Here is an 18,066-nt window from a genome sequence, read left to right as displayed (position 1 = left end):
CAGTGCTGTTCTCAGTGTCTTTCCTTTCCGACAAGAACAACCAAATCACCCCGGACTCAGGGCGACACCATTTAGATAGGCAGAGTTGGGCGACAGTTTCAAGACAGAGGCCGACATGCGGCCTCATTACGCGACATCGGATCCCACCCGCAACGCCGGCTAAGGGTCGATGGACGGGGGCACCTGCGCCGCCATGGGCGAAAACGCGCCCGTCTCGCCCGCCGGCACTGCGCGGCTCGTACGCAGGCGCCAGAGCACGAAGGCGGAGTAGGCGGCGGCAATGACGATCGCCACATACATGAACGCCTGGGTGCCGTAGACGGCCGTCAGCAGCGTGCCGATGCCGGGAACCACGAAACCCGACAGCGACCAGGCAAACAGCATGCTGCTCGACAGCGCCACCAGGTCGTCCTTGCTGGCGCGGTCGGAGGCATGCGCATTGGCGAGCGAATAGATCGACTCGCTCGCACCGCTCCAGACGATGTAGATCGCGACCATGATCGGCAGGGCACTGCCGTCGAAGCGGCTTGCCGCGAGGCCTGCGACGACCACGAGCAGGCTGGCCGCCACCAGCACGAATCGACGGTCGGTGCGGTCGGAGATCCAGCCGAAGGGGATCTGGAACAACAACGTGCCCAGCGGCATGGCAAACAACAGCGTCGCCACCTCCTGCTGGTCGAGCCCGATAGCCGTCGCGTGGATGGGGGCAAAGCCGGCGATCATCATCGACAGGCCGCCCACCGCCAGCATGCCGGCGACACCGACGGGCGAGATGCGCCAGGCGCGGGCCAGGGCCACGGAGGCAGCCCGCGGCGCCGGCGGCTGGCGCAGGCGCGTTAGCCCGACCGGCAGGATCGAGATCGCATTGAAGGCGATGCCGAGCAGCGGTGCTTCGGCATTGGAAATGTCGACGAAACGCAAAAGGAACGAGCCGCCGCCCAGGCCGACGACATAGGCGACGTAGAAGATCGCCATGACCCGCCCGCGTATGTCGTTGCCCACGGCATCGTTGAGCCAGCTCTGGGCGACGATGAACATGCCGCAGATGGCGAAGCCGTAGAGCGCCCGCGCGCCGATCCAGACGAGCGGATAGGTGCCGGCGCCGATCACCGCGTTGGACAGCACGATCAGGGCCGAGAACACCAGATAGGCGCGGGCATGGCCGACCCGGCGCACCAGCGTGCCGGTGAGCAGGCAGCCGGCGAGCCCGCCGGCGGAAAGGCCTGTGAGAATGGAGCCGGCCCAGGTCGGAGCGTAGCCCGCCGCACCGAGGCTGACGGGGATGTAGCCGAACATCAGGCCGTTGCCGACGGCGACCAGCGCCATCGCCGCGATCACGCCGGCGACCGCGATTGCCGGCGTCCGCTCGCCCTCTTCGTCCGCAGCTGTCACATCGTCCTGCTGATCCATCCGGCGAGTTTCGCCTGCCAGTAGCCCTTGCGCAGCCGCAATTGCGACATGGACCGCCCTGGCTTGGCCAATAGAGCGGACTGGATCAAAAGCGGGCGGATAGCGTTTTTCTCCATCGACAGCGGCGCAAAAAAGCGCTGAGCAGCAATCACGATCAAACGGGACGTCCCGCCAGCAGGCATATCAGGGGCGTCCTCATGCCGGAAACACCAATGACCCCCGTTCAAAAAGCCATCTGGTTCATCGAGAGCCACTATGCCGGGGACATCGGGCTCGACGAGGTCGCCGCCATAGGCGGGGTCTCGCGCTTCCACATGTCCCGCGCCTTCGGTGCCGCCACCGGCCACTCGGTCATGGGTTATGTCCGTGCCCGCCGCCTGACGCGGGCGGCCGGCATGCTTGCCGATGGCGCGCCCGACATCCTGGCGGTCGCGCTCGACGCCGGCTACGGCTCGCATGAGGCGTTCACCCGGGCCTTCCGCGACCGCTTCGGGCTCACGCCCGAAGAGGTACGCGCGAACGGCGCCGTGCCCCAGCCTTTGATCATGGAGCCCATCAAGATGGACGAATCCTTTGTCGACAATCTCGCCCAGCCGCGCTTCGTCGACCGCGACGCGCTGCTCGTCGCCGGCTTCGGCGAGCGCTACACCAGCGAGACCAGCCACACCATCCCCTCGCTCTGGCAGCGCTTCGGACCGCATTTCGGTAACGTGCCGGGACAGAAGGGCATGACCGGCTATGGCATCTGTTGCAACTTCGACGACGACAGCTTCGAGTACATAGCCGGTGTCGAGGTGTCCGATTTCTCGGAGCTGACGCCGGAATTCAGCCGCCTGCGCATCCCGCCACAACGCTATGCCGTATTCGCCACCACCGAACACATCTCGATGATCCGCCGCATCACCAACACGGTGTGGAGCAAGTGGCTGCCGACATCGGGACATCAGGCCGCCGACGGCCCCAATTTCGAACTCTATCCCGAGAGTTTCGACCCGGTGACCGGCAATGGCGGCTACGAGCTCTGGATTCCGCTCAAGAGCTAGGCTTTTGCTTGGCCGAACCGTTCCTCAGTGCCGTCGACGACAGCAGCGAACGCGGCCCGTGGATGAAGGTCCATGAAGGGGCCTTCATCCGCGCCAGGCGTGGTGCATCGCCCTCGTCGACGCGCGCATAGTCGAAGGTCTTGGCGACGACCGACGACAGGAAGGACAGCGTCGCCCCCGGCCGGTCGATGACCGCAATCGGAAACGTCATGACGATCTGCCGCCAGCGCTGCCAGTGGTGGAAGTCACGCAGGTTGTCGGCACCCATGATCCAGACGAAATCGACGCCCGGATTGCGCGCCTTGATCAGGGCCAGCGTGTCGGCGGTGTAGCGCACGTGATGGCTCGCCTCGAAGGCCGTGACCTTGACGCGCGGATCCTTGGCCACCTGCTCCGACAACTCGATGCGCCTGGCGAGCGGCGCGAGCTCCCGCGTGCTCTTCAGCGGGTTGCCGGGGGTGACCATCCACCACAGCTGGTCGAGCTGCAGCCGCCGCATGGCGATCTCGGCGACGAGACCATGGCCCGCGTGCGGCGGATTGAACGACCCGCCGAACAGCCCGACCTGCATGCCCTTCATCGCATGCGGCATGCGCAGGTATTTCTGGGGAACTGGCGGACTGGAAGGGGAGAGCATAGCGCTAGGCACCCCCACCCCTAGCCCCTCGCCACAAGGGGGAGGGGGATTTGTTCGCCATCGTGTCGGCTAAGATCATCGAAGATTGTCGCCGGACGGGCGTGCCGTAAAGTCCCCCTCCCCCTTGTGGGGACGGGCTAGGGGTGGGGGTATCCGGCCACCACAGCCTATCCAAACATCCATAGGCGATTGCCCTCCCCTTGAGGGGGAGATGCCCGGCAGGGCAGAGGGGGGTGATTGCGCGCAAAGCCGTCACACCGACCCGATGCTTCCCGTCACGGCCGGAGCTGGCCGTTGCCGCGCACGCGGTACTTGAACGACGTCAGCTGCTCGACGCCGACCGGCCCGCGCGCGTGCATCTTGCCGGTAGCGATGCCGATCTCCGCACCCATGCCGAACTCACCGCCATCGGCGAACTGCGTCGAGGCGTTATGCAGCAGGATCGCCGAGTCGATCTCGTTGAAGAAGCGCTCCACCGCCTTGGCGTCCTCGGCGACGATGGCCTCGGTGTGGTGCGAGGAGAACGTCTCGATATGCTCGATGGCGCCCGAGATGCCGTCGACCAGCTTGGCCGAGATGATGGCATCGAGATATTCGGTCGACCAGTCCGCCTCGGTCGCGGGCTTTGCGTCGGCGAACGCCGCCAGCACGTCCGCGTCGGCGTGGATTTCGCACCCTGCCGCACGCAGGGCCTCGAGCACCGGCACGAGATGGGTCGAGGCCACGGCACGGTCGACCAGCAGCGTCTCGGCCGCACCGCAGATGCCGGTCCGGCGCATCTTGGCGTTGACCGCGATCGCCACCGCCATGTCGAGCTTGGCCGACTTGTCGATGTAGAGATGGCAGATGCCCTCGAGATGGGCGAATACAGGCACGCGCGCCTCGGTCTGCACGCGCTCGACCAGGCTCTTGCCGCCGCGCGGCACGATCACGTCGATGTTGCCCGTGAGCCCCTTGAGCATCTCGCCGACGGCGGCGCGATCGGTCACAGGAACCAGCTGGATCGCATCCTCCGGCAGGTTCGCCGACTTCAGGCCCTCGACCAGGCAGGAATGGATCGCCAGCGACGAATTGAGCGAGTCCGACCCGCCGCGCAGGATCACCGCATTGCCGGCCTTGAGGCACAGCGCGCCGGCATCAGCGGTCACGTTGGGGCGGCTCTCGTAGATCACGCCGATGACGCCGAGCGGCGTGCGCACGCGCTCGATATGCAGCCCGTTGGGACGATCCCATTCGGCGATGGTCTCGCCGACCGGATCCCTGAGGTCGGCGATCGCGCGAATGCCGTCGGCCATGTCGCGGATGCGACCGGGCGTGAGCTTCAGACGGTCCATGAAGGAGCCGCTGAGGCCAGCCTCCTCGCCGTTCTTCACATCGATGGCGTTGGCGTCGAGAATCTCGTGCTCGCGGCGCAGGATGGCGTCGGCCATGCCGATCAGGGCGGCGTGCTTGCGCTCGGCGCTGGCTGTGGCGAGTGGGCGCGCGGCAGCCCGGGCCTTGCGGCCGATCTCGGCCATCAGCCGCGCCGTGTCCTGGCTCTCGTGCGCCTTCAGCATGTCCTCACCCTTCCGCCTGCGCCGGCACCGCGTCCGCATGGCTCACCACCAGGTCGTCGCGATGGATCATCGCCGAACGCGCTTCATAGCCGAGCACGGTCTCGATCTCGGTCGACTTCAGCCCTGCGATCCTTACGGCATCCGCAGCGTCATAGGCAACCAGCCCGCGCGCGATCTCGCGCCCCTCGGGCGACAGGATCGCCACCGTGTCGCCGCGCGAGAAATTGCCGCTGACGAGCCTAACGCCCGCAGGCAGCAGCGACTTGCCCGAGAGCAGTGCGCCCACCGCACCAGCATCGACGGTGAGCCGCCCGGCAGGTTCGAGCTGGCCGGCGATCCAGGTCTTGTAGCCCTTCACCGGATTGCCGCTCGGGCGGAAATAGGTGGCGCGCTCGCCGCGCTCGATCGCCATCAGCGGCGACAGCCTGGTGCCCGCCGTGATGATCATCGCCGTGCCCGACGCGGTCGCGATCTTGCCGGCGTCGAGCTTGGTGCGCATGCCGCCACGCGACAGCTCGGAGGCGGCAGCGCCTGCCATCGCCTCGATGTCGGGCGTGATGCGGTCGACGACGGGAATGAACCTCGCGTTCGGGTCATGCGCCGGCGGGGCGGTATAGAGCCCGTCGATGTCGGACAGCAGCACCAGAAGGTCGGCGCCCATCATGGTCGCCATGCGGGCGGCCAGACGGTCGTTGTCGCCGTAGCGGATTTCGGTGGTGGCGACCGTATCGTTCTCGTTGATGACGGGCACGGCCTTCATCTTGAGCAGCGTCGAGATGGTTGCCCGCGCATTGAGGTAGCGGCGGCGCTCCTCGGTGTCGCCGAGCGTCACCAGGATCTGGCCCGACTTCAGTCCCTTGCGGCCGAGCGCATCCGACCAGGCGCCGGCCAGCTCGATCTGGCCGACTGCAGCTGCCGCCTGGCTTTCCTCGAGCTTCAGCGCCCGCTTGCCGAGGCCCAAGATTGTGCGGCCGAGCGCGATGGCGCCCGACGAGACCACCAGCACGTCCGCGCCGGCCTCGGCGAGCGTCGCGATATCGTCGGCCATCGAGGCCAGCCATTCACGCTTGAGGCCGGTCGAACGGTCGACCAGCAGCGCCGAGCCGATCTTGACGGTGATGCGCTTGTAGGTCCGAAGCGAAGGAATGGTCATGTCGGTCGGGCCTACTTCATCCAGCGCGCATCGGCGGGGGCGACGTCGCCGCTTGCCTGGCGCGCTTCCTCGACCACGCTCATCAGGGCGCGCAACGTCTCCTCGACGCCCTCGCGGGTGACCGCAGAAAGCAGGATCGGAGCGCGGCCGGCAGCGCGCTTCAGCGAGGCGACCTTCTTCTTGCGCGTATCGGGATCGAGCGTGTCGACCTGGGAGAGCGCCACGATCTCGGTCTTCTCGGCCAGGCCGTGCCCATAGGCTTCGAGCTCGCCGCGCACGACCTTGTAGGCCTTGCCCGGGTTCTCTTCCTGCGCCGAAACCAGATGCAAGAGCACGCGCGTGCGCTCGACATGGCCAAGGAAGCGGTCGCCGATGCCGACGCCCTCGTGGGCGCCCTCGATCAGGCCGGGAATATCGGCGATGACGAACTCGCGCGCATCGATGCGGGCGACGCCCAGGCCCGGATGCAGCGTGGTGAACGGATAGTCGGCGATCTTCGGCTTGGCCGCCGTGACGGAGGCGAGGAAGGTCGACTTGCCGGCATTGGGCAGGCCGACGAGGCCGGCATCGGCGATCAGCTTGAGCCTGAGCCAGATCCACATCTCCTGGCCTTCGAGGCCGGGGTTGGCGCGACGCGGTGCCTGGTTGGTCGAGGTCTTGAAATGCTGGTTGCCGAAGCCGCCATTGCCGCCCTTGGCGAGCAGGAAGCGCTGCCCGACCTGGGTCAGGTCGCAGATCAGGGTCTCGTTGTCTTCTTCATAGACCTGGGTGCCGACGGGTACCTTGAGCACGATGTCGGCGCCCTTGGCGCCGGTCATGTTGCGGCCCATGCCGTGGATGCCGGTCTGCGCCTTGAAATGCTGCTGGTAGCGATAGTCGATCAGCGTGTTCAGCCCGTCGACCACCTCCAGCCAGACGTCGCCGCCGCGGCCGCCGTCGCCGCCGTCGGGACCGCCGAACTCGATGAATTTTTCGCGCCGGAACGACACCGCGCCCGCACCACCGTTGCCGGAGCGGATGTAAACCTTGGCCTGATCGAGAAATTTCATCGGACTGTTCGTCTTCTGCTGTTATCTGGTTGTTTCAGCGCACCTGCCATAGCGCAAGGCGCGGCGAAGGGCGAGAGCGGATTGGGCGCGGACGCTTTGCCGCGCGATGAGGGGAAGTCGATGAAGCTGGTCACCTACAACACCCAATATGGCGTCGGCCGCGACGGGCGCTACGACCTCGAGCGCATCGCCCGCGCCGTCGACGGCGCCGACATCGTGGCGCTGCAGGAGGTGACCCGCAACTTCATGCGCAACAACATGGCCGACATGGTCGAAGGGCTGGCACGGCTGCTGCCCGACTACTTCCATGTCTACGGCGCCGCCATGGACATCGACTTCGGCATGGTCGGCGACGATGGCAAGCCGGCCAACAAGCGCCTGCAGTTCGGCAACATGGTACTGTCGCGCTGGCCGATCGTGGCGTCGCGCAACCTGCTTCTGCCGCGCAGCCGGCGCATCAGCCGCGGCAACCTGCAGCGCGCGGCACTCGAGGCGCTCGTCATGGCGCCTTCCGGTCCCCTGCGTGTCTATTCGGTGCATGTCGACCATGTCAGTCAGGAGGAACGGACCCTGCAGATCCGCCACCTCAAGGAGCGGGCCTACGCTTACGTGATGGAAGGCGGCGCCATCACCGGTGCCGCCGAATACGGATTCCCCGAGCTCCCCTGCCCCGAGGAATTCGTGCTCATGGGCGACTTCAACATGGTGCCCGGCTCGCCCGAGCACCTTGTGATGACCGGCGTGCCCGACCCGGTCGAAGGCCCCCAGATCGTCGCCCATCACCCTGTCGACGCCTATGCCCTGGCTGGCGGCGTCCCGGACGGATCGGTCTCCTGGACCGACGCGACCCATCCGGAAAAATCCCGCCTCATCGACTACGCCTTCGTCCAGGCCGACCTTGCGGCGAAGGTCAAATCCGTCCGCATCGACACCGACGCGGACGGCTCCGACCACCAGCCGGTATGGGTCGAGCTGAACTGAGCCCCCTCAGAAGCGCGCCCACGACCTCAGGCTCGCCCAAGTCTTGCGGTCGAGCCGGTAGCGCTCGACCGGCACCTGGCCGGCGACGATCGAATTCAGCATGCCCTGGCCGGCATACTGGAAGCCGCACTTGTGGATGACCCGCCGCGACGCCGGGTTGATGACCCGGCACGAAACGTTGAGCACGTTGGCGTCGGTCGCGCGGAAGGCGAGATCGACCAGCGCATGCGCGGCTTCCGTGGCATAGCCGCGCTTCCAGTAGGGCTCGCCGATCCAGTAGCCGAGTTCGAGGCCACGGTCGGTGGCATTGAGGCCGGCCGAGCCGACGAAGGCGCCGCTGTCGGCGAGGGTGATCGCATAGACGACGCCGCCGCCACGCTTGGCCCGCGCCATAGACAGGAACGCGCGCGCCTCGGCCTCGCCATAGGGGTGCGGCATGCGCGACAGCATTTCGGCGACGTGGCGATTGTCGGCGAGCTGCACCAGTTCGGGGATATCGTCCTCGTGCGGCGGACGCAGGACGAGCCGCTCCGTCAGCAATATGGGGCAGTCGATCGACAGCCTTTCGTCTTCGAAATCTTCCTTCTCGGCAACCATTTCAATCCTCCAGGCAAAAGAAAAAGGGGAGATGGCGACCCATCTCCCCTGATCCTTTTCCTGGCTTGGCCAGACACCGGTTCCCGAGATGGGGCGCCGGTGTTGTAGTGCGGAACCGGCTACTCCGCGGCCTTCGGCATCGGGTTTACCGACACGTAGGTTCGGCCGTTGGCTTTCTTGGCAAACGACACGGCACCAGCTTCCAGAGCAAAAAGGGTATGATCCTTGCCCATGCCGACGTTGGCGCCGGGATGCCAGGTGGTGCCGCGTTGACGAATGATGATGTTGCCCGCAATCACGGCTTCGCCGCCGAACTTCTTCACGCCAAGGCGCTTCGACTCAGAATCGCGACCGTTGCGCGACGAACCGCCAGCTTTCTTATGTGCCATTGGTGTACTCCTTCAGTCGCTCTATTACTCTGATTCCGCGACGGCTGCAGCCTTTTTCGGCGCTGCCTTCTTCGCGGGCTTCTCGGCGGCTTCTTCAGCCGCGGCTTCGGTCTTGGCCGCCGCCTTCTTCGAAGGCTTGGCACCGCCCGTCAGGATCTCCGCGATCCGGACCGCGGTGTAATGCTGGCGGTTGCCGCGCGCACGGCGCGAGTTCTGGCGACGACGCTTCTTGAAGGCGATGACGGTCGGAGCGCGGCCCTGCTCGACCACTTCCGCCGTGACCACGGCGCCGGCCACGAAGGGCGCGCCGATCTCGGCCTTGTCGCCCTCGCCGACGGCGAGAACTTCGACGAATTCAACGGTCTCACCGGCGACACCGGCGACCTTCTCGATCTTGATCACATCATTGGCGGCGACGCGGTACTGCTTGCCGCCCGTTTTGATGACTGCGAACATTTTATGCCTTTCGCTGTTCGGTCGGCCTTGTTGGATCACTGGGTGGTCCGGGCCGTCTTTTTGTCAGTCGTTACGGGTTCAAAAAACAAGCGGCGCAGAGAACCCTCCACGCCGAATGCAGGCGTCCCGTAACCGATGGTTGTCGCGAAGTCAAGGCAAACGACGGCAAAAGCGCGTTCGCGCGCCAGGCCACCCGCGGCGGTCGCGTCTCCAGCATGTGCGGTGCCATCCGCATGCGGGTGCACTGATGACGATCGAGCGCGGCCGCCTTACGGCCGGCCGTCACCATAAGTGGAGGCAACGAAACGGCTTCCGAAGCATGACTCGTCGCGGTGGTGAAAGATGCCGCAACGAAACGCAGATTTGGCCTTGTGTGATCGGCGATCAGTCGTTATCTAGTGCGCCGCGCCGGCAAGGCCGACCACGCTGCGGAGAAGTGGCTGAGTGGTTGAAAGCACCGCACTCGAAATGCGGCATACTCGCAAGGGTATCGGGGGTTCGAATCCCTCCTTCTCCGCCATTCCCCCTGAAATCCAGGCACCCTGACCCGCAACGGGCGGCGCCTGTCCGCACGCCGACGGCAATCTGGGCTCGACCGAGACTCGCCCGGTCGAACCGCAGCGCGATTACTGGAACAAGCTCAGGATGCTTAGATGCCCAGCAGCTTCTTGGCTTCGTTGAGGGCTGCTTCCGACCCGGCGTGGTCGCCGGACTGGTGCAGGGATTCGCCCTGGGCGCGCAGTTCCTTGACCTTCGTCATGTCGGCCTCGGCGAGCTTCGCCGACGGCAGCGCCGCATCTATTGCAGCCATGATGGTCGGACAGGAACTGGCAAAGGCGGTGGCGGGGAAAATTGACAAGGCAAATGCAAGCGTGATTGCACGTAACATGGCCGTTTCCTCCAAGCCGGCCCGCGGAATGCGGCGTTCGACAACCGGCGGTCGCGATGATACACGGGCACTCGCGCGGCAACAATCGCGCGTCGTTGCCGCCGATTGGCCAGGCTCGCAGGGGGATCCATATCCCGACAGGCTCCCGCTATTTGGCATAGTCCCTGATGGCGGATGCGCAGGCCTCGAGATAGGCATAGCCATATCGCAGGTCGGGCTCCAGATAGGCTCCTTCGCCCCATTCGTTCCACGCATTGACGAAAACCAGCCTTTCACCGGCGGGGTTCGCAGCTGCGCGACGCATGGCATGGGCGAGCCAGCCCTGGAACAGATCTGGGGTCGACCCGTCATAGATCTGGGCCGAGGTCGGGCGCCGCGCGCTGTTGTCCCAGGCGGGCATGACGCCCGGATGAACCACTCCCGTTGACGTCCCCTTGGCGGTCTCCGCCGCCACCACGTCGCCGTAGCTGCGGATGCGGCCGCCTGTCCGGGCAGGCGAGACGGCAAGCTGCCCCTCTATGTTGGGCGTGCTGACGCCATGCGGCGGAAATTCCGACAAGGCATCCAAGCCGTGACCGGCGTGACCGGAGAAATCGAACGCGTTGGTCGCAACCAGATAGATGCCGGGGTAGCCCATCCGCTCCATTTCGGCACGCCAACGCGCCACGGTGCCCGCAAGATCCGGGAACAGCCCGGCGCGGTAGATCGTCAGGACCGGCTTGCCGTCGATCCTGAGATAGCGGGGGTCGCGGAAATATTTGTCCAGGTCGCGGATGACGGCGATGTCGTCTTCAGGCGAATGTCGCTGAGCCATGAGCACGTCCTGCTCGCGTCCCGTCCACCTGCGCGACCAGCTTTCATTGGCCCAGCACAGGCAAAACGGCAAATCGAGTTCGGAAGCCTGGAGGAAATGATCCAGCGGCCTTTCGAGCAGCCGCTTTCCACCGAACCAGTAGAAATGGAAGCAGAAGGCCGAGATGCCGTAAAGCTTGGCGAGTTCCACCTGCCGGCGCATCACCTCCGGCAAGCGCAGGTCGTAGTAGCCCAGCTCACCGGGAAGCCGAGGCTGGTAATGCCCCTTGTAGACGGGAAAGGCGCGGGCGACGTTGCGCCATTCGGTGAAGCCTTTGCCCCACCATTCATCGTTCTCCGGGATGGGGTGGAACTGCGGCAGGTAGTAGGCGATCAGCCGAACGTCGGTGGGCGGCGGCGGCGCCGAGGCAATCGGCACGAAATCCTTCGCCGGATACCTGCCCAACGCGTTGTCGACGTGCCAATCATGCAGGCCGCGCGTTGCCGCGCGCGCCGACTGCCAGCCGCCCGGGCGCGCAATGCGGCGCAACGCCGCCCACAGCCAGCGGGACAGCGAATGTTGCTCGCGCCAGGGTGCGCCGGACTGCGGCTTCATTGCTATTTCCCGATCTGGTCCATCGGACCGCCGCTCAGCCCATGCAGGAAGCCGAGCAGTTTCTCGCGCCGCGCGCCATTGAGCAGCACATGCGGGGACAGCAGCTTCAGCCATGCCCGGTGGCGCTCGGCCGGCAGATCGAGCCGCAGACGATGCTTGTTCATGACATAGACGAGGGATCGCCCCATGGCCTCGCCCTTGATCCGGCCCGAGCGAGACGACCGCAGGCTCGAATTGCCCTCGGCATGGTCGACCATGGCGCCGGCGGCCAGGCGCAGTTCGACACCCGCCTCCCGCAGTCTCACGCTGAGATCGTCGTCTTCGTGGAACAGGAAGATCCTCGGATCGAAGCCGCCCACCATCTCGAAATGGTCGTGGCGCATGAAGATGCACGAACCGTGCAACACCGGGATCACGCAGTCACCATCCGGGGGGGAGCCGCGCCAGCATTGAGATGCCGGCAGCAGTCGCGACCATTTCCGGAACCTCCGCCGTGAGCCCGAATAGATGCGCGGATTGAAGGCGGCGTTGGGAAATGCCGCCGCGGCTGCGACAAAAGCCTCGATCGCGCCTGGTTCGAAGCGCATGTCGGGATTGGCGAACATGAGGAAGGTAGCGTCGCTGGCAGCCGCCCCGATGTTGCACGCACAGCCATAGCCGACATTCTCACCGATCTCGACGACCTTCGCCCCCGCGGCGCGCGCCACCGCAACGGTGTCGTCCGTACTCGCATTGTCAGCGACGATGACGCTGACGAAGTCAGGAACGCTGTCCAGGAACACCTGCAGCACCGCCCCGCTGTCGTGCGTGACGACGATGATGTCGAGGTCAAATTTCATGGCGCCTCGTTGCCTTGGACCGGTAAGGCTTGGCCGGCCAAACTTGGATCGCTCTCATCTCCGTCTTTTGTAACACTCACCTGATCAACGGTCGTCCCCGCCGGCCGCCTGCCGCGTATCATGTGACGCACTTTTCTTTCCAGCTTTCGACCCTGTTCCCTGACTTGGGCCAGGAACCTCGATTGCGAAGCCCCTTCAAAGAGCGTCCCAGCAAATTCTGCCGCCGAGTTGAACCGAGCAGTCGCAGTCGGGCTTGAAGTGACGGCCACCCGCATCGAATTTCGAACAGTTCCTAGGGTCATGCAACGCTCCAACGCATGCGCCAGTGTTCCGTCAACTTGACCCGCTTCCTGCTCGAACTCCTGATCGTCAAATTTGAGGCGCAGCAAAGGATCCAGCGCGGAGACTCGCGCAGCAAACATCGTTCCCGCACAGAACCCCTGTTGATGGACCTCGCTTCTGGTCAGCCCGAGACGGGAGGCGATTGAAAGAACGCGATCCTCGTTGGGACCAAGATGCGCCTCGATTGGCAGATAGAAGCCCTCAGGACAAATTATTCCTAATCCAGCATCGTCCTTGAAGGCAATAAAATTTGCAAGAAATGCTTCCGGCGAAATCAAATTCGCCAATATAGAATCACGCCACTTACTTCCATTTTTCAAATGAGGAGATTTCTTAGTATGAACTTTTATGATATATTCAAAATTCTCGGTACGAATTCCCGGATAGATCCTCCAAAAGGGCAGGACATCGCGCCCGCGATTTGTCACGATGTCCAGCTGAAAAGGCTGGCCGGAAGCCTGAAGAGCCCAGCGGATTCGATATTCATGCTCGGCGACAGTTGTAACAAAATACTTCTTGTTCAGCGGAAGATCGGCCAGATAGGATAGTATTTCTTCAAAAACATCAGGATAGTAGGCGTGGATCGCGAACGCCACCCTCACACCGAGGCGTGATAGATCAGACCCGATCTCATTCAAGGCAACCACTGCTTAAATGCCTCCAGCTAGCACGAGGAGACCAAGAGTCAGTACCCTCACCACTGCTTCGACCCTCTCCCGCCACTCGCCTGCCCGATAGCCGAAGTCGCGATGGAAGGCATCCGAATTGAGCTCGGAATTTGCCGGTCGCGGCGCTTTCGCCGCCCACGCCTCGCTGCCGATCGGCTCGACCTCGGCCCAGGGGCCGCCAAGAGCCTTGCTCGTGGCCATCACATGCCGCGCCAATTCGTACCAGCTTGCGCGCCCCTGCCCCGCGAGATGATAGAGGCCCTGCGGAAAGCGGCCTTCGCGGCGCCGGACCAGGGCCGCGGCAAGCAGGCCGTCGGCGATGTCGTGCGCCTCCGTGGGATTGCCGAACTGGTCGGCCACCACTTGCAGCCTGTCTCGGGTCTGTCCAAGGCGCAACATCGTCTTGACGAAATTGTGGCCATAGGGACTCACGACCCACGCCGTCCGGATCACCATGTGGTCTGGGTTGCCGGCGCGGACAGCCTCCTCTCCCGCGAGCTTGCTGCGGCCGTACACCGTCTGCGGATTGGTCGGGTCGGCCTCGAAATAAGGACGCGGGGACCGGCCGTCATAGACGTAGTCGGTCGAGACCTGGACGAGGGGGATGCGCCGCAAATGCGTCAGCCGCGCGATTTCGGCCGGCGCCTCGGCATTGATCCTGAATGCGCGATCGGGCTCGTCCTCCTGCTGGTCGACCGCCGTGTGTGCCGCGGCGTTGATGACGAGGTCGGGCACAACCGCCTGGAGGACTGGCACGAAGCTTGCCGGGTCTTCAAGTTCGAGATCGGGCCGGCCGACACAAATGATCTGGACGCCGGCCGTCGCGGCGCGGGCCGCGAGCGCGCGCGCGAGTTGGCCGGATGTCCCCGTGACGAGTATCTTCACTGGGCGCCGACCAGTCCCTGACGCGCCCCGTCGAAACGCTGCTCGCGGATCGGCCGCCACCACCAGCCGTTTTCGAGATACCAGTCCACCGTGTGGGCAAGACCGGATTCAAAAGTTTCCTGCGGCCGCCAGCCGAGCTCGCGCTCCGACTTGGTGGGATCGATTGCATAGCGCCTGTCATGGCCCGGACGGTCGGCGACGAAGGCAATGAGATCGAGATGGGATTTGCCGTTGCTCCGAGGCCGGCGCGCATCGAGCAGCGCGCAGATGGTCTCCACCACCTCCAGATTGGTGCGTTCCGCGCGCCCGCCGATATTGTAGCTTTCGCCGACCTGGCCCTTGGTCATGACGGCCTCGAGCGCCCGTGCATGGTCTTCGACGTACAGCCAGTCGCGCACATTGGCGCCCTTGCCATAGACAGGCAGCGGCCGCTCGTCCAGGGCATTGGCGATGACCAGAGGGATCAGCTTCTCCGGGAAATGGTAGGGACCGTAGTTGTTGGAGCAGTTGGAGAGGACCACCGGCAGGCCGTAGGTCTCGTGCCAGGCGCGGACGAAATGGTCGGAGGCCGCCTTCGACGCCGAATAGGGCGACGACGGCCGATAGGGCGACTCCTCGCTGAACACCCCGGAATCGAACGGCAGGTCGCCGAACACCTCGTCGGTCGAGACGTGATGGAAGCGGAAGTTCTGCTGCCTCGCGGCATCCAGGCCGCGCCAATGATCGAGTGCCGCCGACAAAAGGCTGACCGTGCCGACGACATTGGTGGACACGAACTCCATCGGCCCGTCGATCGACCGGTCGACATGGCTTTCTGCTGCCAGGTGCATGATCCTGTCGACCTTCTCGGTCGCCAGGATCTGCCTGATCGCACCGGCGTCGCAGATGTCGGCCCGATGGAAGGCGTAATTCGGATGACCTTCGATGTCGCGCAGCGAGGCCAGGTTGCCCGCATAGGTCAGCTTGTCGAGATTGACGACCCGGTAGCCGCCGCCGGCAACCAGATGCCGGCACACCGCCGAACCGATGAAGCCTGCGCCGCCTGTGACGAGAACTGTCTGTACTTCTTGCTTCACGGGTAGACGAATCCGGTTTCGATTTCGGAGAGGCGGGGTGCCGCGCCGTCCTTCGCCGACACGGTGATCTCCGCGGCGGGAACAGGCCAGTCGATCGCAATATCTGGATCATCGAAACGGACCGAGCGGTCGTTCGGCTGCGAATAGGGTGCGGATACCTTATAGACCACCTCGGTGTCGGGCTCGAGCGTTACGAAGCCGTGAGCAAATCCCTTCGGCACGAGGATCTGGTTCCACTTCTTCTCGGAGAGGGTAACTCCCACCCATCGGCCGAAGCTCGGCGAACCTTTGCGGATGTCCACCGCCACGTCGAAGACGGACCCGCGCAGCACGCGCACCAGCTTGTCCTGCGCCAAGGGCGGCGTCTGGAAGTGCAGCCCGCGTAGCACGCCGCGTGGGGCCGAATACGAATGATTGTCCTGCACAAATTCGATTGCAACGCCGGCTTTCGCCAACTTTTCGGCGTTCCAGGTCTCGGAGAAGAAACCCCGTTCATCCTGGAACTTGGGCGGCACGATTTCGAGGACCCCGTCGAGGCCGAGGCTGCGGACCTCAACCATGCGCGATCTCCCGGACCCGGCGCTGGAGGTAGCGCGCGTAGTCCGTCTTGCCCAGCACGGCAGCCCGCTGCATGACCTCCGCTTCCGTAAGCCAGCCGAGTTCGAACCCGATCTCCTCGGGGCACATGATCTTGATCCCCTGGCGGTGCTCGATGGTGCGGACGAACGACGACGCCTCGTGCAGGCTGTCGTGGGTGCCAGTGTCGAGCCACGCATAGCCGCGGCCCAGGCGGACGACGTGCAACTGCCCCCTGTCGAGATAGGCGCGGTTGACGTCGGTGATCTCCAGTTCGCCACGCGCCGACGGCCTGATCGACGACGCGATGTCGACCACTGAATTGTCGTAGAAATAGAGGCCCGTCACTGCCCAGTTGGAGCGTGGCTCGACCGGCTTCTCCTCGATGGACAGGGCTTGCCGGGTGGTGCGGTCGAATGCAACCACGCCGTAACGCTGGGGGTCGTCGACCTGGTAGGCGAAGACCGAGGCACCGCGCTCGCGGGAGACTGCCTCGCGGCAACGCTCTGACAGCCCGTCGCCGTAGAAGATGTTGTCGCCCAGGATGAGCGCGACCGAACTGTCGCCGATGAAGTCGCGCCCGATGACGAAGGCTTCGGCAAGGCCGTTGGGTGCGGCTTGCTCGGCGTAGGAGAACGCCACGCCGAAAGCCGAACCATCGCCGAGCAGTTGCTGGAACTGCGGCAGGTCGCGCGGCGTCGAGATGATCAATATGTCTCTGATACCCGCCAGCATCAGAACGCCGAGCGGATAGTAGATCATGGGTTTGTCGTAGATAGGCAGTATCTGCTTCGAGACCGCCAATGTTGCCGGATAGAGCCGGGTTCCGCTTCCACCGGCCAGGATTATGCCCTTCACCACCGAGTTCCGTATGTCGAGTTGCCGCTGACCCCCGCCCGGCTGAGATTCGCGCGACTGTATGACAAACGCTGAAACGGCGCCATGCATCCTCGCGTGTGCTCGTACAGATTTGATTTCACGTCGTAATATGACGAGAAAGCCAGCTTTGCAGCCTCCACCGCCCGGATCATTGCACGTTATGATTGCAGTGTCATGCTGACTGGCGGGCGGCCGCCATCTTTGGGGCGAAGACGCTCGCGGCGACGATTCCATCGATCGGGTATCGGGAGGACCTTGCCCCTGCACACCGTGCGCTCGGGTCACCGCGCGGCCGCTGAAGTTGCGCCCGTCGATAACGCCAAGAGGTTCGAGGAGAGCCGAGGCAGACGGACATTCAGTTTCCAAATATACCTCATTGGGATATTTAATTTTGAAATGCCCATGCCGCTTCCTATTTGGCTTGCAAGTCGTCTGCCAGTTCTGGGCCACCAGCGGGCAACGAAGTCACAGCCGGCATCCGGCCGGCGCAGGCGCCCACGGCCTTCCCTGTCGATGGCGGCTGCAACGATAGTCAGGAAGAACCGCGATGCCCAAGGCACTATCCGTATTCCTTTATGCATTGATCGCCGTCCTGACGTGGTTTTCACCGGCATCGGCAGGAGGGGACATGCTCGAGCGTGAACTGTACCAGGCAGCGGAAAGAGGCAACGCCGCTTCCATCCAGCAACTTCTGGCCAAGGGGGCCAAGATCGATGCCAGGGACGACGCAGGCCGCACGGCGCTGCTGATCGCCACCCACGCCAACCAGGTCGAGGCGGCAAGGGTGCTGATCGAGGCAGGAGCCAACGTCAACGCCAAGGACAACATCGACGACAGCCCCTATCTCTATGCGGGAGCGCGCGGCCATCTGGAAATCCTGCGCATGACGCTGGCCAACGGTGCGGACCTCAAGAGTACCAATCGCTACGGCGGTACCGCGCTCATTCCGGCTTCCGAGCGCGGACATGTCGAGACCGTACAGGCGTTGATCGAGGCGGGGGTCGACGTCGACCACGTCAATAGCCTCAACTGGACGGCCCTGATGGAGGCCATCGTTCTGTCCGACGGCGGCCCCCGACACGTTGCGATCGTCAAGCTGCTGGTCGACGCCGGCGCCGACGTCAACATCCCCGACGGCGACGGCCTGACGCCGCTTCAGAATGCCCGGAGTCGCGGCTATTCGGAGATCGAGAAGATACTGGTCTCCGCCGGCGCGCGCTGAGGAGGGTTGCG

General features: G+C 64.5%; 20 protein-coding genes and 1 tRNA gene. 4 read left to right on the top strand and 17 right to left on the bottom strand.

Going from position 1 to position 18,066, the window contains the following annotated elements; genetic code table 11:
* Nucleotides 1-159: 159 nt before the first annotated feature.
* Both PV773_RS10980 and PV773_RS10975 read right to left on the bottom strand, forming a co-directional pair.
* Nucleotides 160-1,410 carry an MFS transporter gene (locus PV773_RS10980; RefSeq protein ID WP_347966376.1) on the bottom strand — a complete coding sequence of 417 codons (1,251 nt, stop codon included), beginning with the start codon at nt 1,408-1,410 and terminating at the stop codon, nt 160-162.
* Nucleotides 1,389-1,568 (bottom strand): hypothetical protein, encoded by a 180-nt coding sequence (locus PV773_RS10975; RefSeq protein WP_347966375.1) that lies wholly within the window; start codon nt 1,566-1,568, stop codon nt 1,389-1,391. The genes PV773_RS10980 and PV773_RS10975 overlap by 22 nt, the downstream gene beginning before the upstream one ends.
* Nucleotides 1,569-1,622: 54 nt before the next feature.
* On the opposite strand from PV773_RS10975, the gene PV773_RS10970 reads away from it, so the two are divergent.
* Entirely contained in the window at nt 1,623-2,453 is an 831-nt protein-coding gene (locus tag PV773_RS10970) for an AraC family transcriptional regulator (RefSeq protein WP_347966374.1), read from the top strand.
* Here PV773_RS10970 and PV773_RS10965 read toward each other — a convergent pair.
* From PV773_RS10965 to obgE, 4 genes are all read right to left on the bottom strand, one after another.
* The gene (locus PV773_RS10965; RefSeq protein ID WP_347966373.1) at nt 2,443-3,090 is read right to left on the bottom strand and encodes a nicotinate-nucleotide adenylyltransferase; all 648 of its coding nucleotides are present in this window, start codon (nt 3,088-3,090) and stop codon (nt 2,443-2,445) included. The genes PV773_RS10970 and PV773_RS10965 overlap by 11 nt on opposite strands.
* Before the next feature lie 275 nt (nt 3,091-3,365).
* Nucleotides 3,366-4,646 (bottom strand): glutamate-5-semialdehyde dehydrogenase, encoded by a 1,281-nt coding sequence (locus PV773_RS10960; RefSeq protein ID WP_347966372.1) that lies wholly within the window; start codon nt 4,644-4,646, stop codon nt 3,366-3,368.
* 4 nt (nt 4,647-4,650) lie between these two features.
* Nucleotides 4,651-5,793, bottom strand: coding sequence for a glutamate 5-kinase (gene proB, locus PV773_RS10955; RefSeq protein ID WP_347966523.1), 1,143 nt, complete (start codon nt 5,791-5,793; stop codon nt 4,651-4,653).
* 17 nt (nt 5,794-5,810) lie between these two features.
* On the bottom strand, nt 5,811-6,848 hold the full coding sequence (gene obgE / locus PV773_RS10950; protein ID WP_347966371.1) for a GTPase ObgE: 1,038 nt from the start codon (nt 6,846-6,848) through the stop codon (nt 5,811-5,813).
* A gap of 120 nt (nt 6,849-6,968) precedes the next feature.
* On the opposite strand from obgE, the gene PV773_RS10945 reads away from it, so the two are divergent.
* Nucleotides 6,969-7,829, top strand: a complete 861-nt coding sequence (locus PV773_RS10945) for an endonuclease/exonuclease/phosphatase family protein (RefSeq protein ID WP_347966370.1) — start codon at nt 6,969-6,971, stop codon at nt 7,827-7,829.
* Between the two features lie 6 nt (nt 7,830-7,835).
* Here the strand turns inward: PV773_RS10945 and PV773_RS10940 are convergent, their stop codons facing one another.
* The 3 genes from PV773_RS10940 to rplU all read right to left on the bottom strand — a co-directional run bounded on the left by PV773_RS10940 (nt 7,836) and on the right by rplU (nt 9,271).
* On the bottom strand, nt 7,836-8,426 hold the full coding sequence (locus PV773_RS10940; RefSeq protein ID WP_347966369.1) for a GNAT family N-acetyltransferase: 591 nt from the start codon (nt 8,424-8,426) through the stop codon (nt 7,836-7,838).
* 119 nt (nt 8,427-8,545) lie between these two features.
* Nucleotides 8,546-8,815: a 50S ribosomal protein L27 gene (rpmA, locus tag PV773_RS10935; RefSeq protein WP_347966368.1), complete on the bottom strand. Its 270-nt coding sequence runs from the start codon at nt 8,813-8,815 to the stop codon at nt 8,546-8,548.
* Between the two features lie 24 nt (nt 8,816-8,839).
* Nucleotides 8,840-9,271: a 50S ribosomal protein L21 gene (gene rplU, locus PV773_RS10930; protein WP_347966367.1), complete on the bottom strand. Its 432-nt coding sequence runs from the start codon at nt 9,269-9,271 to the stop codon at nt 8,840-8,842.
* 430 nt (nt 9,272-9,701) lie between these two features.
* On the opposite strand from rplU, the gene PV773_RS10925 reads away from it, so the two are divergent.
* Nucleotides 9,702-9,791: transfer RNA gene (locus tag PV773_RS10925), tRNA-Ser, on the top strand.
* Between the two features lie 129 nt (nt 9,792-9,920).
* Here PV773_RS10925 and PV773_RS10920 read toward each other — a convergent pair.
* The 8 genes from PV773_RS10920 to rfbA all read right to left on the bottom strand — a co-directional run bounded on the left by PV773_RS10920 (nt 9,921) and on the right by rfbA (nt 16,812).
* Nucleotides 9,921-10,160 carry a hypothetical protein gene (locus PV773_RS10920; protein WP_347966366.1) on the bottom strand — a complete coding sequence of 80 codons (240 nt, stop codon included), beginning with the start codon at nt 10,158-10,160 and terminating at the stop codon, nt 9,921-9,923.
* Nucleotides 10,161-10,308: 148 nt separating this feature from the next.
* Nucleotides 10,309-11,568: a glycoside hydrolase family 99-like domain-containing protein gene (locus tag PV773_RS10915; protein ID WP_347966365.1), complete on the bottom strand. Its 1,260-nt coding sequence runs from the start codon at nt 11,566-11,568 to the stop codon at nt 10,309-10,311.
* A 2-nt stretch (nt 11,569-11,570) separates the two neighbouring features.
* The gene (locus PV773_RS10910; protein WP_347966364.1) at nt 11,571-12,407 is read right to left on the bottom strand and encodes a glycosyltransferase; all 837 of its coding nucleotides are present in this window, start codon (nt 12,405-12,407) and stop codon (nt 11,571-11,573) included.
* The gene (locus PV773_RS10905) at nt 12,404-13,387 is read right to left on the bottom strand and encodes a rhamnan synthesis F family protein (protein ID WP_347966363.1); all 984 of its coding nucleotides are present in this window, start codon (nt 13,385-13,387) and stop codon (nt 12,404-12,406) included. The genes PV773_RS10910 and PV773_RS10905 overlap by 4 nt, the downstream gene beginning before the upstream one ends.
* A 12-nt stretch (nt 13,388-13,399) precedes the next feature.
* A complete protein-coding gene (rfbD, locus tag PV773_RS10900) occupies nt 13,400-14,302 on the bottom strand; it encodes a dTDP-4-dehydrorhamnose reductase (protein ID WP_347966362.1) in 903 nt (300 codons plus the stop codon).
* Nucleotides 14,299-15,378, bottom strand: coding sequence for a dTDP-glucose 4,6-dehydratase (gene rfbB / locus PV773_RS10895; RefSeq protein WP_347966361.1), 1,080 nt, complete (start codon nt 15,376-15,378; stop codon nt 14,299-14,301). Before rfbB ends, rfbD begins: the two co-directional genes overlap by 4 nt.
* A complete protein-coding gene (gene rfbC, locus PV773_RS10890) occupies nt 15,375-15,938 on the bottom strand; it encodes a dTDP-4-dehydrorhamnose 3,5-epimerase (protein ID WP_347966360.1) in 564 nt (187 codons plus the stop codon). The genes rfbB and rfbC overlap by 4 nt, the downstream gene beginning before the upstream one ends.
* Nucleotides 15,931-16,812 (bottom strand): glucose-1-phosphate thymidylyltransferase RfbA, encoded by an 882-nt coding sequence (gene rfbA / locus PV773_RS10885; protein WP_347966359.1) that lies wholly within the window; start codon nt 16,810-16,812, stop codon nt 15,931-15,933. The genes rfbC and rfbA overlap by 8 nt, the downstream gene beginning before the upstream one ends.
* A 649-nt stretch (nt 16,813-17,461) precedes the next feature.
* Between rfbA and PV773_RS10880 the strand changes: the two genes are divergently transcribed.
* On the top strand, nt 17,462-18,055 hold the full coding sequence (locus tag PV773_RS10880) for an ankyrin repeat domain-containing protein (protein ID WP_347966358.1): 594 nt from the start codon (nt 17,462-17,464) through the stop codon (nt 18,053-18,055).
* The last annotated feature ends 11 nt before the right edge of the window (nt 18,056-18,066 follow it).

The organism is Mesorhizobium sp. CC13 (assembly GCF_039907765.1).
GTDB lineage: Bacteria > Pseudomonadota > Alphaproteobacteria > Rhizobiales > Rhizobiaceae > Aminobacter.
Note: the sequence above shows the minus strand (reverse complement) of the source record. Positions and strands in the feature narration are given on the sequence as shown.